This window comes from Acinetobacter sp. YH12041, from assembly GCF_013419975.1.
In the GTDB taxonomy this organism is placed as follows: domain Bacteria; phylum Pseudomonadota; class Gammaproteobacteria; order Pseudomonadales; family Moraxellaceae; genus Acinetobacter.
The window spans coordinates 223,649-237,986 of record NZ_VOZC01000001.1; the positions used below are offsets into that span (position 1 = coordinate 223,649).

The 14,338-nt window shown below is 44.1% G+C and carries 10 protein-coding genes; 8 read left to right on the top strand and 2 right to left on the bottom strand.

Annotated features, from left to right (window positions below):
* The first annotated feature begins 40 nt into the window (after positions 1-40).
* Positions 41-409, top strand: a complete 369-nt coding sequence (gene rplL / locus FTU00_RS01110; protein WP_159123444.1) for a 50S ribosomal protein L7/L12 — start codon at positions 41-43, stop codon at positions 407-409.
* Between the two features lie 63 nt (positions 410-472).
* Here the strand turns inward: rplL and FTU00_RS01115 are convergent, their stop codons facing one another.
* Positions 473-724 (bottom strand): hypothetical protein, encoded by a 252-nt coding sequence (locus FTU00_RS01115; RefSeq protein ID WP_034170979.1) that lies wholly within the window; start codon positions 722-724, stop codon positions 473-475.
* On the opposite strand from FTU00_RS01115, the gene rpoB reads away from it, so the two are divergent.
* The 3 genes from rpoB (at position 718) to FTU00_RS01130 (ending at position 9,789) form a co-directional block, all read left to right on the top strand.
* Complete coding sequence (rpoB, locus tag FTU00_RS01120; RefSeq protein ID WP_180178917.1) at positions 718-4,806, top strand: DNA-directed RNA polymerase subunit beta; 4,089 nt, start codon at positions 718-720, stop codon at positions 4,804-4,806. The genes FTU00_RS01115 and rpoB overlap by 7 nt on opposite strands.
* A 157-nt stretch (positions 4,807-4,963) precedes the next feature.
* Positions 4,964-9,163: a DNA-directed RNA polymerase subunit beta' gene (rpoC, locus tag FTU00_RS01125; RefSeq protein ID WP_180178918.1), complete on the top strand. Its 4,200-nt coding sequence runs from the start codon at positions 4,964-4,966 to the stop codon at positions 9,161-9,163.
* Between the two features lie 260 nt (positions 9,164-9,423).
* A complete protein-coding gene (locus FTU00_RS01130; protein ID WP_034170980.1) occupies positions 9,424-9,789 on the top strand; it encodes a DNA transfer protein p32 in 366 nt (121 codons plus the stop codon).
* Positions 9,790-9,856: 67 nt separating this feature from the next.
* On the opposite strand, the gene FTU00_RS01135 is transcribed toward FTU00_RS01130, so the two are convergent.
* Positions 9,857-10,351 (bottom strand): DUF4442 domain-containing protein, encoded by a 495-nt coding sequence (locus tag FTU00_RS01135; RefSeq protein WP_159123442.1) that lies wholly within the window; start codon positions 10,349-10,351, stop codon positions 9,857-9,859.
* A gap of 117 nt (positions 10,352-10,468) precedes the next feature.
* On the opposite strand from FTU00_RS01135, the gene FTU00_RS01140 reads away from it, so the two are divergent.
* From FTU00_RS01140 to FTU00_RS01155, 4 genes are all read left to right on the top strand, one after another.
* Complete coding sequence (locus tag FTU00_RS01140; RefSeq protein ID WP_180178919.1) at positions 10,469-11,350, top strand: alpha/beta fold hydrolase; 882 nt, start codon at positions 10,469-10,471, stop codon at positions 11,348-11,350.
* Positions 11,351-11,447: 97 nt separating this feature from the next.
* The gene (locus FTU00_RS01145) at positions 11,448-12,815 is read left to right on the top strand and encodes a Na+/H+ antiporter family protein (RefSeq protein WP_180178920.1); all 1,368 of its coding nucleotides are present in this window, start codon (positions 11,448-11,450) and stop codon (positions 12,813-12,815) included.
* A gap of 335 nt (positions 12,816-13,150) precedes the next feature.
* On the top strand, positions 13,151-13,795 hold the full coding sequence (locus FTU00_RS01150; protein ID WP_180178921.1) for an OmpW family protein: 645 nt from the start codon (positions 13,151-13,153) through the stop codon (positions 13,793-13,795).
* Positions 13,796-13,969: 174 nt separating this feature from the next.
* On the top strand, positions 13,970-14,314 hold the full coding sequence (locus FTU00_RS01155) for a lysozyme inhibitor LprI family protein (protein WP_034170983.1): 345 nt from the start codon (positions 13,970-13,972) through the stop codon (positions 14,312-14,314).
* Positions 14,315-14,338 lie beyond the last annotated feature (24 nt).

Below are 14,338 nucleotides of genomic sequence, written 5' to 3' on the forward strand. Positions count from 1 at the left end.
TTATTTCCACACCATTCAATTTCCATTTGGAGTTATTCTCATGGCTTTAACTAACGAAGAAATCCTAAACGCAGTTGCAGAAAAAACTGTTCTTGAACTTGTTGAACTAATCTCTGCTTTCGAAGAGAAATTCAACGTATCTGCTGCTGCTGTTGCTGTTGCTGCTGCTCCTGGCGCTGCTGCTGCTGCTGAAGAACAATCAGAATTCAACGTTGAGTTGACTTCTTTCGGTGGTAACAAAGTTGCTGTAATTAAAGCAGTTCGTGAAGCTACTGGTCTTGGCTTGAAAGAAGCTAAAGACATGGTTGAAGGCGCACCTACAGTTCTTAAAGAAGGCGTTTCTAAAGAAGAAGGCGAAGAGCTTAAGAAAAAACTTGAAGAAGCTGGTGCTACAGTTACTCTTAAGTAATTTCTTAAAGGAGCCGGTTTTTTTATAATCGGCTCCAAAAATTGGCTGATGGCTCTTGGGTCATCAGCCTTTTTGCGTTACAATAATCGGCTCGATTTTTGTTTGCATGATATAAAATTCATACAAATTAAAAATAAACATAATGAACAAACGCTTACCAATATTTTTCATTAAAAAAATATTGTTAAGCGTTTTAATACCACTAAAAATTGCAGCATTTGTAAAGAGTGGTGGCCATATCGGCCAGCGTAATTCCTTCTGAGCCCGTTCTGCAGGCGGGCTTGGTTTACACTTTCCGAGGACTCCAGATGGCATACTCATATACCGAAAAGAAACGGATCCGTAAGAATTTTGGTAAATTGCCTAGCGTCATGGATGCTCCGTACCTGCTCGCGATTCAAGTCGACTCGTACAGAACATTCTTACAAGATGGCAAATCACCAAAAAACCGCGAAGATATCGGTCTCCAAGCCGCATTTCGTTCAGTTTTTCCTATTGAAAGTTATTCTGGCAATGCTGCTTTAGAATTTGTTGAGTATAGTCTTGGTAAGCCTGAGTTTGATGTACGCGAATGTATCCTTCGTGGCTCAACTTATGCAGCACCAATGCGCGTAAAAATTCGTTTGATCCTGAAAGATCGCGAAACTAAATCAATCAAAGACGTACGTGAACAAGAAGTCTACATGGGCGAAATGCCGCTTATGACAGACAACGGTACTTTCGTCATTAACGGTACCGAGCGTGTAATCGTATCGCAATTGCACCGTTCACCGGGCGTATTCTTTGACCACGATAAAGGCAAAACTCACTCAAGCGGTAAAGTCCTTTATTCAGCTCGTATCATTCCTTACCGTGGTTCATGGTTAGACTTTGAATTCGATGCCAAAGACTTGGTCTACGTACGTATTGACCGTCGTCGTAAATTGCTTGCGACTGTGGTGCTTCGTGCGCTGGGTTATGCCAACGAACAAATTCTCGACATGTTCTACGAGAAAGTACCTGTGTATCTGGACATGGGTAGCTACCAGATTGACCTTGTTCCAGAGCGCCTGCGCGGCGAAATGGCACAGTTCGACATTGCTGACAAAGACGGCAAAGTCATTGTTGAACAAGGTAAACGTATTAACGCACGTCATGTACGTCAAATGGAAGCATCTGGTCTTGAGAAGCTTTCTGTTCCTGATGAATACCTGTACGAACGTATCACTGCTGAAGACATCCCACTGAAAGATGGTGATGTGATTGCAGCCAATACTGTTCTAAGCCATGAAATTATGGTGAAAATTGCAGAAGGCGGCGTGAAACAGTTCAACATCCTGTTCACTAACGATATCGACCGTGGTCCATTCATTGCGGATACATTACGTGCTGATACCACAGTAAGCCGTGATGAAGCACTTGTAGAAATCTACAAAGTCATGCGTCCAGGTGAGCCACCAACAAAAGAAGCTGCTGAGAACCTGTTCAACAACCTGTTCTTCTCTTCTGAGCGTTATGATCTGTCTCCAGTCGGCCGTATGAAGTTCAACCGTCGTTTGGGTCGTCCTTACGAAGTGGGTACTGATCAGAAGTCACGCGAAGTTGAAGGCATTCTCTCGAATGAAGATATCACTGATGTATTAAAAACATTAGTAGAAATCCGTAACGGTAAAGGTGAAGTCGACGATATCGACCACTTGGGTAACCGTCGTGTTCGTTCTGTGGGTGAAATGACTGAGAACCAATTCCGTGTAGGTCTGGTTCGTGTAGAACGTGCTGTTAAAGAACGTTTGTCTCAAGCTGAAACTGATAATCTGTCTCCGCAAGACCTGATCAATGCGAAGCCAGTGGCTGCTGCAATCAAAGAATTCTTTGGTTCAAGCCAGTTGTCTCAGTTCATGGACCAAAACAACCCGTTATCTGAAATTACCCACAAGCGTCGTGTATCAGCACTTGGGCCTGGTGGTTTGACTCGTGAACGTGCGGGCTTCGAAGTACGTGACGTACATCAAACTCACTATGGTCGTGTATGTCCAATTGAGACTCCTGAGGGTCCAAACATTGGTTTGATCAACTCTCTGTCTGTTTACGCCAAATGTAACAACTTCGGTTTCCTGGAAACTCCATACCGTAAAGTGGTTGATGGCCGCGTAACTGATGACGTTGAATACCTGTCTGCGATTGAAGAAGTAGGTACTGTGATTGCACAGGCCGACTCTGCAGTAGATAAAGACGGCAACCTGTCTGAAGAATTCGTTTCTGTACGTCACCAAGGTGAATTCGTACGTATGCCTCCTGAAAAAGTGACGCATATGGACGTATCTGCTCAACAGGTTGTATCTGTAGCAGCATCACTGATTCCGTTCCTTGAGCACGATGACGCCAACCGTGCATTGATGGGTTCGAACATGCAACGTCAGGCTGTTCCTACGTTAATCGCTGACAAACCACTGGTTGGTACCGGTATGGAAGCGAACGTAGCACATGACTCTGGTGTATGTGTAATCGCGAAACGTGGTGGTCGTATTGAATTTGTTGACGCTTCGCGTGTCGTGATTCGTGTCAACGAAGACGAAATGGTTGCAGGCGAAGCAGGTGTAGATATCTATAACCTGATCAAATACACACGTTCTAACCAGAACACTTGTATCAACCAGAAAGTTCTTGTGAGCCTGGGCGATAAAGTAGGTCGTGGCGACGTTCTGGCTGACGGTCCATCAACTGATGGTGGTGAGCTAGCATTGGGTCAAAACATGCGCGTAGCATTCATGACCTGGAACGGTTACAACTACGAAGACTCGATCTTGTTATCTGAGCGTGTTCTTCAAGAAGACCGTTTAACGTCTATTCACATCCAGGAACTTTCATGTGTTGCACGTGATACCAAACTGGGTGCTGAAGAAATTACTGCCGATATCCCGAACGTGGGTGAAGCAGCGCTTTCTAAACTGGACGAGTCAGGTATCGTTTACATCGGTGCTGAAGTGACCGCGGGTGACATCCTGGTAGGTAAAGTAACGCCTAAAGGTGAAACTCAGTTAACTCCTGAAGAAAAACTGCTTCGTGCAATCTTCGGTGAAAAAGCGGCTGACGTAAAAGACTCTTCTTTACGTGTTCCATCGGGTACTAAAGGTACTGTGATCGACGTTCAAGTGTTTACACGTGACGGTCTTGAGAAAGACGAACGTGCTCAGGCAATTGAAAAAGCTCAGCTTGATGCTTACCGTAAAGACTTGAAAGAAGAATACAAAATCTTCGAAGAAGCAGCACGCGAACGTATTGTCCGTCTGTTGAAAGGTCAGGAATCTAACGGTGGCGGTACTACTAAACGCGGTGACAAACTGTCTGAAGAATTGTTATCTGGTTTAGAGCTGGTTGATCTGCTTGATATCCAACCAAGTGATGAAGCAATTGCTGAACGTTTAACTCAAATTCAAGTGTTCTTAAAAGAGAAGAGCCTTGAAATTGATGAGAAATTTGCTGAGAAAAAACGCAAACTTTCTACAGGTGACGAACTGACAACTGGCGTATTGAAAGTTGTTAAGGTTTACCTGGCCGTTAAACGTCGTATCCAGCCTGGTGATAAGATGGCGGGTCGTCACGGTAACAAGGGTGTAGTTTCTAACATCCTGCCTGTTGAAGACATGCCGCACGATGCCAATGGTGTACCAGTAGATATCGTACTGAACCCGCTCGGTGTACCATCACGTATGAACGTCGGTCAGATTCTGGAAACTCACTTGGGTATGGCTGCTAAAGGTCTTGGCGATCAAATCGATAAGATGCTGAAAGAACAGCGTACAGTTCTTGAACTGCGTGATTTCCTAGACAAGATTTATAATAAGGTTGGCGGTCAGCAAGAAGATCTTGACAGCCTGACTGATGAAGAAATCTTGAAACTGTCTGGTAACTTGCGTAAAGGTGTTCCTCTGGCAACTCCAGTATTTGATGGTGCTGAAGAAGGTCAGATCAAAGAATTACTTGAGCTTGCTGGCTTGTCACGTACGGGTCAAACTGTATTGTATGATGGCCGTACTGGTGAACGTTTCGACCGTCCTGTAACTGTAGGTTACATGTACATGCTGAAACTGAACCACTTGGTTGACGACAAGATGCATGCGCGTTCTACTGGTTCTTACTCTCTAGTAACGCAACAGCCGCTTGGTGGTAAAGCACAATTCGGTGGTCAGCGTTTCGGTGAGATGGAAGTCTGGGCACTGGAAGCATACGGTGCAGCATATACGCTTCAAGAAATGCTTACTGTGAAGTCGGATGACGTTGAAGGCCGTACCCGTATCTATAAGAACATTGTAGATGGTAACCATTATATGGACCCAGGTATGCCTGAATCGTTCAACGTATTGACCAAAGAGATCCGTTCTTTAGGTATCAACATTGAACTGAAAAATGGTGACTAAGAAATCTCCCCCGACCCCTCTTTAAGAAAGAGGGGAGAAAGTCCCCCTTTATAAAGGGGGATTTAGGGGGATTCTTGAGATTCCCGAATTTCAGTAAAAAACAATATTTGTGACCCAGTCGGGAAGTGAAAATCTCCTCGACACACGGAGAAAAAAATTGAAAGACTTGCTCGATATCATGCGCAAAAAGACGGATTCCGACGGTCATGCTCCAGTAGAGTTTGATCGTATCCGTATTGGTCTTGCGTCACCAGAAATGATTAAGTCGTGGTCTCATGGTGAAGTTAAAAAGCCAGAAACCATTAACTACCGTACGTTCAAACCAGAACGTGACGGTTTATTCTGTGCCAAAATCTTTGGTCCAGTAAAAGATTACGAATGCTTGTGTGGTAAATACAAGCGTATGAAATACAAAGGCGTCATTTGTGAAAAATGTGGCGTTGAAGTAACAACTGCGAAAGTTCGTCGTGAGCGTATGGGTCACATCGAACTGGCTTCTCCAGTTGCACACATCTGGTTCCTGAAATCATTGCCTAGCCGTATCGGTCTTTTATTAGACATGACGCTACGTGATATCGAACGCGTATTGTATTTCGAATCTTACGTTGTAACTGACCCAGGTATGACTCCATTTGAGAAATACCAACTTCTTAACGATGAAGAATACTTCAATGCGTTAGAAGAACACGGTGATGAATTCACTGCGAAAATGGGTGCAGAAGCGGTTCAAGACTTGCTTAAAGATATCGATCTTGAAGCTGAAATTGCGCGTCTTCGTGAAGAAATCCCTAACACAACTTCAGAAACTAAGCTTAAAAAAGCCTCTAAACGTCTGAAATTGATGGAAGCATTCAACGATTCGAACAACAAGCCAGAATGGATGGTGATGAACGTACTTCCTGTACTTCCACCAGATCTTCGTCCGCTTGTACCACTTGAAGGTGGTCGTTTCGCGACTTCTGACCTGAACGACCTTTACCGTCGTGTGATCAACCGTAACAACCGTTTGAAACGTCTTCTTGACCTTGCGGCTCCAGATATCATCGTACGTAACGAAAAACGTATGTTGCAAGAATCTGTAGATGCATTGCTGGATAACGGTCGTCGTGGTCGTGCAATTACAGGTTCGAACAAACGTCCGCTTAAATCTTTGGCAGATATGATCAAAGGTAAACAAGGTCGTTTCCGTCAGAACTTGTTGGGTAAACGTGTCGATTACTCTGGTCGTTCGGTAATTACCGTAGGTCCAAGCCTGCGTTTACACCAATGTGGTCTTCCTAAGAAAATGGCGCTTGAACTGTTCAAGCCATTCATCTTTGCGAAGCTGCAAGCATCTGGTCAAGCAACAACCATTAAAGCTGCGAAGAAAATGGTTGAACGTGAAACTCCAGAAGTTTGGGATGTTCTTGCCTCTGTGATTCGTCAGCATCCAGTAATGTTGAACCGTGCGCCGACCCTTCACCGTCTAGGTCTTCAAGCATTTGAACCTATTCTGATTGAAGGTAAAGCGATCCGTCTTCACCCACTCGTATGTGCTGCGTTCAACGCCGACTTCGACGGTGACCAAATGGCGGTACACGTACCATTAACACTTGAAGCTCAGTTAGAAGCTCGTGCGTTAATGATGTCGACTAACAACATTCTGTCTCCAGCGAACGGTGAGCCAATCATCGTACCGTCTCAGGACGTTGTCTTGGGTCTTTACTACATCACTCGTGATGCAGTAAATGCCAAAGGTGAAGGCATGGTGTTCGCGGATACTGACGAAGTGAACCGTGCGCTTGCGACTGGTCAGGTAGATATGCACGCTCGCGTGAAAGCACGTGTACACCAAACCGTGATCAACGAAAACGGCGAACGTGAACAGCAAACGATTATCGTAGATACAACTCCTGGTCGCTGTCTGCTTTGGGAAGTTGTGCCTGAAGGTATGGACTTCCAGCAAATTAACGTTGAGATGACTAAAAAGAACATCTCTAAGTTAATCAACTCTTGCTACCGTAAACTGGGTCTGAAAGACACTGTTATCTTCGCTGACCAATTGATGTACCTTGGCTTCCGTCAAGCGACTCGTTCTGGTGTTTCTGTAGGTATGGAAGACATGGTCATTCCACCACAAAAACAAGCGATTATCGGGAAAGCCGAAGCTGAAGTTCGTGAAATTGAACAACAGTTCGAACAAGGTTTCGTAACTGCCGGCGAACGTTATAACAAAGTGGTCGATATCTGGGCGCGTACTAACGACCAGGTAGCGAAAGCGATGATGGACAACTTGTCATTCACAACTGTTAAGAACAAACAGGGTGAAGACGAGAAACAGAAATCATTCAACAGCATCTACATGATGTCTGACTCTGGTGCCCGTGGTTCCGCAGCTCAGATTCGTCAGTTGGCTGGTATGCGTGGTCTGATGGCGAAACCGGATGGTTCGATCATTGAGACACCAATTAAAGCGAACTTCCGTGAAGGTCTGACAGTACTTCAGTACTTCATTTCAACACACGGTGCGCGTAAAGGTTTGGCCGATACAGCACTGAAAACAGCGAACTCTGGTTACCTGACTCGTCGTTTGGTAGACGTTGCGCAAGACTTGGTTATCACTGAGCCGGATTGTGGTACGTTGTCTGGTCTTGTCATGACTCCGTTCATTCAAGGCGGCGACGTGATCGAGAACCTGGGTAGTCGAGTACTGGGTCGTGTAGTTGCTGAAGATGTGAAACGTGCGGGTACTGAAGAAGTTATTCTGCCGCGTAACACATTGATCGATGAAAAACTTGCAAACTACCTGGAAGAGCAAGGTGTCGATGAAGTTAAAGTACGTTCAGTCGTATCTTGTGAATCTACTTTCGGTGTTTGTGCGAAATGTTACGGTCGTGACCTTGCACGCGGTCACTTGGTAAACCCAGGTGAATCTGTGGGTGTTATGGCTGCTCAGTCAATTGGTGAGCCGGGTACACAGTTAACCATGCGTACCTTCCACGTAGGTGGTGCTGCGAGCCGAACTTCTGCTGCAAACAGCGTACAAGTTCGTAATAAAGGTACTGTACGTTTCCATAACGTAAAAACTGTACAACATGCCAAAGGTCACTTGGTATCAACTTCACGTTCAGGTGAAATCGGTATTGCAGATGACTTAGGCCGTGAACGTGAACGTTACAAACTGCCATATGGTGCGTCTATCTTGCTGAAAGATGGTGAAGCTGTAGAAGCAGGCGGTATCGTAGCGACTTGGGATCCGCATACACATCCACTGGTTACAGAAGTAGCTGGTAAAGTTCGCTTCAGCCAGATTGCTGATGGTGTAACTGCAACATCGAAAACTGATGATGCAACTGGTATGACCACTGTTGAAATCTTGCCTGTAACAGCACGTCCTGCTTCTGGTAAAGATTTACGTCCAGCTGTTGTGCTTGACACAGTAGATGGCGGCGAACAGTTCTACTTCTTGCCACAAAACACTATTCTTTCTGTCCGTGATGGCGAAACAATTGGTGTGGGTGACGTAATTGGTCGTGTACCACAAGAATCTTCACGTACTCGTGATATTACCGGTGGTCTGCCACGTGTTGCTGACTTGTTCGAAGCACGTAAACCGAAAGAACACGCAATCCTTGCAGAAGTGTCAGGTGTTGTAAGCTTCGGTAAAGAGACTAAAGGTAAAAACCGTCTGGTCATTACTCCAGATGACGGTTCAGAGATTTACGAAGAGCTGATTCCGAAATGGCGTACCATTAACGTGTTCGAAGGCGAACATGTGAACCGTGGTGAAACTATTTCTGATGGTCCACAGAACCCGCATGACATCTTACGTCTGAAAGGTGAAGTGGCGTTGACCAACTACATCGTGAACGAAGTTCAGGACGTTTACCGTCTGCAAGGTGTAAAAATCAACGATAAACACATCGAAGTGATCGTACGTCAAATGCTGCGTAAAGTGGACATCACTGACGGTGGCGATACAAGCTTCATCAAAGGTGAACAAGTGGATTACATCCGTGTGATGCAAGAGAACCAAGCTGTTCTTGCGCAAAACAAGTTCCCTGCGAAGTTTGAACGTCAATTGATGGGTATTACCAAAGCGTCGCTTTCTACTGACTCGTTCATCTCTGCTGCATCGTTCCAGGAAACTACTCGTGTGTTAACTGAAGCGGCTGTAACAGGTAAAGAAGATGATCTACGCGGTCTGAAAGAAAACGTAGTTGTAGGTCGTCTGATCCCAGCGGGTACAGGTCTGGCTTACCACTTAGAGCGTCGTCGTCAAGAAGCAGAAGCTGCAGAATTTGAACTGCACAATGACTTCTCTGATGTAGACCAAGCGTTGAGCCAAGCATTCAGCGATGAATTTAACGGTCTGTAATTAGCCGCTAAATCATTTTAAAAAGCCACCTCCGGGTGGCTTTTTTATTTCCTAAAATTATTCATATTTATATCGCTAGAAAAGGTCAGATTGTCTGAAATTTACTGATCCTAAATATGGATAAATCCTCAATAAAACATGATCTTTCATGCGCTCTTTACAAAATAAATCATGAGGGTTTCAAGATTTAACATCTTGTTATGAATCGCTCCTTAAAATCAGGTTAATCTTAAGTCAAAGCACGAAGGAAGGCCAAGATCATGAAAAAGTTAATGAGCGTAATGGCTGTTGCAACTATCTCCACTTTTATGTTGGCAGGCTGTGAAAATATGTCTGCTAAAGATCAGCGTATTGGCGCAGCTGCGCTCGGTGGTGCAGTGGGTGGTGGTGTAGGTAACAGAGTAGGTGGTGGTGTTGGTGCAGCAGTTGGCGGTGGTGCCGGTGCAGCAGTCGGTAGTAAAGCTCAAGGTGGTTCAAACCGTAATGCGACCTATAGTGGTGTCGGTGGTGCTGTAGGTTCTGCAGTGGGTAAAAGCATCTTTGGCGGTACAGGTGGGGCTGCAATTGGTGGTGCCATCGGTGGTGGTGCTGGTGCAGCGATCGAACAGAATAACCGTCGTCGTTAATCGACAGAACTATCCTCCAGATCGATTTAAAAGCGCCTCCATGGCGCTTTTAGTTTATTCAATTTCGTTATTTAGCTTCTCGAGGCTTGCCTTTGCTCTGTTTAAGGCGGATATAAACGGTCTTTTGTACCTCAGCGATACGCACACCGGAATCATCATAAATATTAAGCTGATACTGGCGATAAACCGGACTATGGTTAGCTGCCAGTTCTTTCACTGTTTGTACTTCCTGCTTGGAAATCCGGATGTCAGCATAGACTGTTCCGCGTCCTGGCGCCAGAAACTGAATGGTAGAGCTTTTATCCCAAACAATGTATTTCGGACCAAGATGATGCATCAGCAATAACATATAAAAAGGGTCGACCATGGAATACAGGCTGCCACCAAAATGTACTCCCACAATATTCTGATTCTTGCGAGTCAGTGGCATTTTCACGCGAACGTGATAATTGGCAAAGTCCATTTCATCAATGACAATGCCTGCTCCACGATAGGGGGCATAGCGATTCAGGATAAATTTGGATAATAAAGGCAGTTGCTGAATTTTTCGTAATAGGCTCATGCGGATATTCTTTTTTCTGGTCTTGTATGCATACTAGAACAACAAAAATAAGCTGGCATTGATAAATCGTGCCTATTTCAACAATAAAAGAGTCAATCAGCGAATAAGGATACATCTATGCAAAGACATAGCCAGTGGGTAGATACTAGCGATCATCAACGTCTCTATGTGAAAACCTGGGGTGAGCCTGAGCGACCGGCTTTGGTGCTGGTTCATGGTTATCCTGACCATCAGGATGTCTGGGAAGCGGTGATTTCTCACCTCGTTCAGGATTATTTTGTGGTGACCTATGATGTACGCGGAGCAGGAGACTCTAGCGTTCCCAAGAAAATTCGGGATTATCGTCTGGAACGTCTGTGTGCAGATTTAGAGCAAGTGGTCGATCAGGTCTTGCCAGGACGAGCTTTCCACCTTGCGGCTCATGACTGGGGGTCAATCCAGGCTTGGGAAGCAGTCACCGAACCTAAATTTAAAGGCCGGATTTTGTCTTTTAGCACCATGTCAGGTCCATGTCTGGATCATGCTGCTTTCTGGATGCGTGAACAGTTTAAACAGTATAAGGCCAAGTTTTTTAAACAGATGACCAAGTCTTGGTATATCGCGGTATTCCAGCTACCTTTTATAGCACCTACAGCATGGAATTTCTTTAATGCAGAACGTTGGGGCAAAATGATCAGTCAGCTGGAACAGCAGGATAATCTGCCGCTAAACCAGAATATTGTCAAAGATGGAAAATATGGCGTCAATCTGTATCGGGCGAACTTTTTGCCGCGTTTATCTCGACCTAGACAGCGTTTTGCGGTCTGTCCGGTACAGGCAATTGTGCTCAAAAAAGACCAGTTTGTTGGCCCGGATCTGATTGATGAAATGCCAAAATGGGTGGAAGATTTTTCCAGGGTAGAATTAAATGCCAATCACTGGGCGATTTTGAGTCAGCCGGAACAGGTGGCTCATCTGATTCATAATTTTATTCAGCAAAAATTAACAGCAACTACTTAATATGGAGATTGGGAACGTGACTCGGCAGGGATAAGTGGAAGAATTTTTATCCGGATTTTCTGATAAAATAGCCGTTTTCTCTCATTCCCAATTCATTATGTTCGCAATTCTTGCTGCTATTGGAGTCATGTTTGGACTCTCATTGGCACGTGTACCTGTGGTTTTTGCCCTGGTCATTGGTGCTGTTACGGGTGGTTTGCTGGCAGGTCTTGGCCTCCAGGGAACTTTAGATGCATTTAACAATGGTCTGGGCGGCGGCGCTAAAATTGCCTTGGCTTATGGCATCTTGGGTGCTTTTGCTTTGGCCTTGGCACGTTCCGGTTTGCCTGACTTGCTGGCCTATAAAATGATTACCACCTTAAAAGGTGAGGCATCAGAAAAGGCACAGAACAAGGTTAAATATCTGATCTTCTGTACAGTGGCATTGGCTGCCGTTTTCTCACAAAACGTGATTCCGGTACACATTGCCTTTATTCCGGTTCTGATTCCACCATTATTGCTGGTATTTAACCATCTGAAGCTGGATCGCCGTTTGGTGGCCTGTCTGCTGACCTTTGGTCTGGTGGGAACATATATGCTGGTTCCAGTCGGTTTTGGTGCCATCTTCCTGAATGATATTCTGGGCCATAACATCAATACCTTTGGTAAACCTTATGGCTTTGAGATTACTTATGACCAGATTCCCGCTGCGATGGCGATTCCGGTCTCAGGTATGCTCGTGGGTTTGCTGGTGGCCATGTTTATCAGCTACCGTAAGCCGCGTCTCTATAAAGATATCCATGTGGAACAGCAGCAAAGTATCTCTGCTGAACTGGGTGTAGAACAAAAATCAGCGAAACCGCAAATTGCCAAACTGACCATCTGGATGGCAGCGATCGCGGTGATTGCAACTCTTGTGGTACAGCTCTATTCAGATTCCATGATTCTTGCCGGTCTGGTCGGTGTCGCAATCTTGAGTTGTGCCGGAATCTTTAAATGGAAAGAAGCAGATGATGTGATCATCACCGGTATGCGTATGATGGCCCTGGTTGGCTTTATCATGATTGCCGCGCAAGGTTTTGCTGCCGTGATTGAGGCAACAGGACAGGTTCCTGCGCTGGTTGAAGCGTCGGTTGACTGGATTGGTAATAGCCAGGCACTTGCCGCCTTTTTAATGTTGTTGATTGGTCTGCTGATTACTCTGGGTATCGGTTCATCATTCTCTACCATTCCGATTCTGGCGATTATTTATGTACCGCTCTGTATTCAATTTGGTTTTAGTCCTGCAGCAACTATTGCGATCATTGGGACTGCGGCTGCTTTGGGCGATGCCGGTTCTCCAGCATCAGATTCAACTTTAGGCCCAACATCCGGTCTGAATATGGATGGTCAGCATGACCATATGAAGGATAGTGTGGTTCCAACCTTCATTCATTTTAATATTCCGCTTATCATTTTTGGCTGGATTGCAGCCATGGTTCTGTAAGTCCTTTTTATAATCTGCTCTGATATAAATCGGAGCAGATTTGCCTAGATTTAAAATAAATTATAAGATGTATTTAAAATATATATTTAAATAAAAAATTAATATAAACCTGATTATTTTACTCTGAATATTATTATTTTAATCTGATTAAATTACTGGGTATTTAAAACCAACCAATATGGTCAATTTAAAATAAATATATAATAATTACATATACTTAAATAATAAATAAAATTTATTTTTATAATCTCTATTGCATAATAATTTAAGCCATGTTTATTATTAATTAAGAAATATTTTCTTAATAATTATTCTTCCCTTGGGGGTATTTTAAAATGTTAAAGCAAGTAGCTCTTATTGCATTAATGGGTCTTTCAGCATCTGCGATGGCAGGGCAATGGCAAGTGAAAGTGGGGGCTTCTGTATTAGCGCCTACTCAGGAAACTGACCTGATTCCTGGTGTAGTTGAAGATGCTAAAGCAAGTAGCGAACTCAATTTTACTCCTTCAGTCGAATATTTCTTCAATGACAATATTTCAGCCGAATTATTATTGGCTACCCCATTTAAACATGATGTTGAGATGGCGGGTGATGTGAAAATTGCATCATTAAAACATCTACCACCAACGATTACAGCCAAATATAATTTTAAAAATTCAAGCCGCTTTACTCCATATATCGGTGTAGGTGCTACAGTATTCATTCCATGGGATGAAGAATTTAGCCAAACTGCAAAAGACGCATTAGGTGCATTAGGTGTAGCAAAGCTTGATGCAGATGTTGCTTATGGGGTAGCTGGCCAAGTCGGCTTTAACTTCCAGCCAGCGGATGCAAAAAACTGGGGTGTCTTTGTTGATGCACGTTATGCAGACTTAGATACAGATCTGGAAGCAAAGACTGCTGATGGGACAAAAATTAATTTAGGTGAATTTGGAATCGATCCTTGGGTTTATACGATCGGTTATAGCTATAAATTCTAAGCTCCAATTTTTTGGTTCACTTTTCCAAAAGCCTCATCCTGAATGGGGCTTTTTTTCAAAATAACAACGATTTATAACGTATTGAAATTGAGCAGATTGGCAATACTCAAATATATTAAAACGAATAAAGTAAATATTAATTGAATACGACTTAATAATAAGGAAGATCAAAGCATGAGTTTTTTGTCGAAGAGTCTTTTGATCTTCAGCACGCTGTTTATTTCACAGAGTTATGCTGCCAGTTTTAATTGTCAGAAAGCGACAACCGCGACTGAGAAAACAATTTGTGAACATCGTTTGCTGAATGATGCTGATGTCAAAATGAGTACCAGCTATAACATCTTGCGCCGTATGGTGCCGATGGGAACACGTTCGGTGATTCAACGCGATCAGGTGAAATGGCTGCAGTTCCGTGACCGCTGCCAGGAATCCGTATCCTGCTTGAGTCAGGTCTATAATATGCGTCAGCAGCAGCTGGATCTGCATTTTGATCGTATCTATAAGATGGGACCTTATTAAGTCTTGTCCATCCCATCAATTAAA

Coding starts and splice junctions, on each gene's coding strand:
- rplL (WP_159123444.1), top strand. CDS start 41: ATGGCTTTAACTAACGAAGAAATCCTAAACGCAGTTGCAGAAAAAACT.
- rpoB (WP_180178917.1), top strand. CDS start 718: ATGGCATACTCATATACCGAAAAGAAACGGATCCGTAAGAATTTTGGT.
- FTU00_RS01115 (WP_034170979.1), bottom strand. CDS start 724: ATGCCATCTGGAGTCCTCGGAAAGTGTAAACCAAGCCCGCCTGCAGAA.
- FTU00_RS01130 (WP_034170980.1), top strand. CDS start 9,424: ATGAAAAAGTTAATGAGCGTAATGGCTGTTGCAACTATCTCCACTTTT.
- FTU00_RS01135 (WP_159123442.1), bottom strand. CDS start 10,351: ATGAGCCTATTACGAAAAATTCAGCAACTGCCTTTATTATCCAAATTT.
- FTU00_RS01140 (WP_180178919.1), top strand. CDS start 10,469: ATGCAAAGACATAGCCAGTGGGTAGATACTAGCGATCATCAACGTCTC.
- FTU00_RS01145 (WP_180178920.1), top strand. CDS start 11,448: ATGTTCGCAATTCTTGCTGCTATTGGAGTCATGTTTGGACTCTCATTG.
- FTU00_RS01150 (WP_180178921.1), top strand. CDS start 13,151: ATGTTAAAGCAAGTAGCTCTTATTGCATTAATGGGTCTTTCAGCATCT.
- FTU00_RS01155 (WP_034170983.1), top strand. CDS start 13,970: ATGAGTTTTTTGTCGAAGAGTCTTTTGATCTTCAGCACGCTGTTTATT.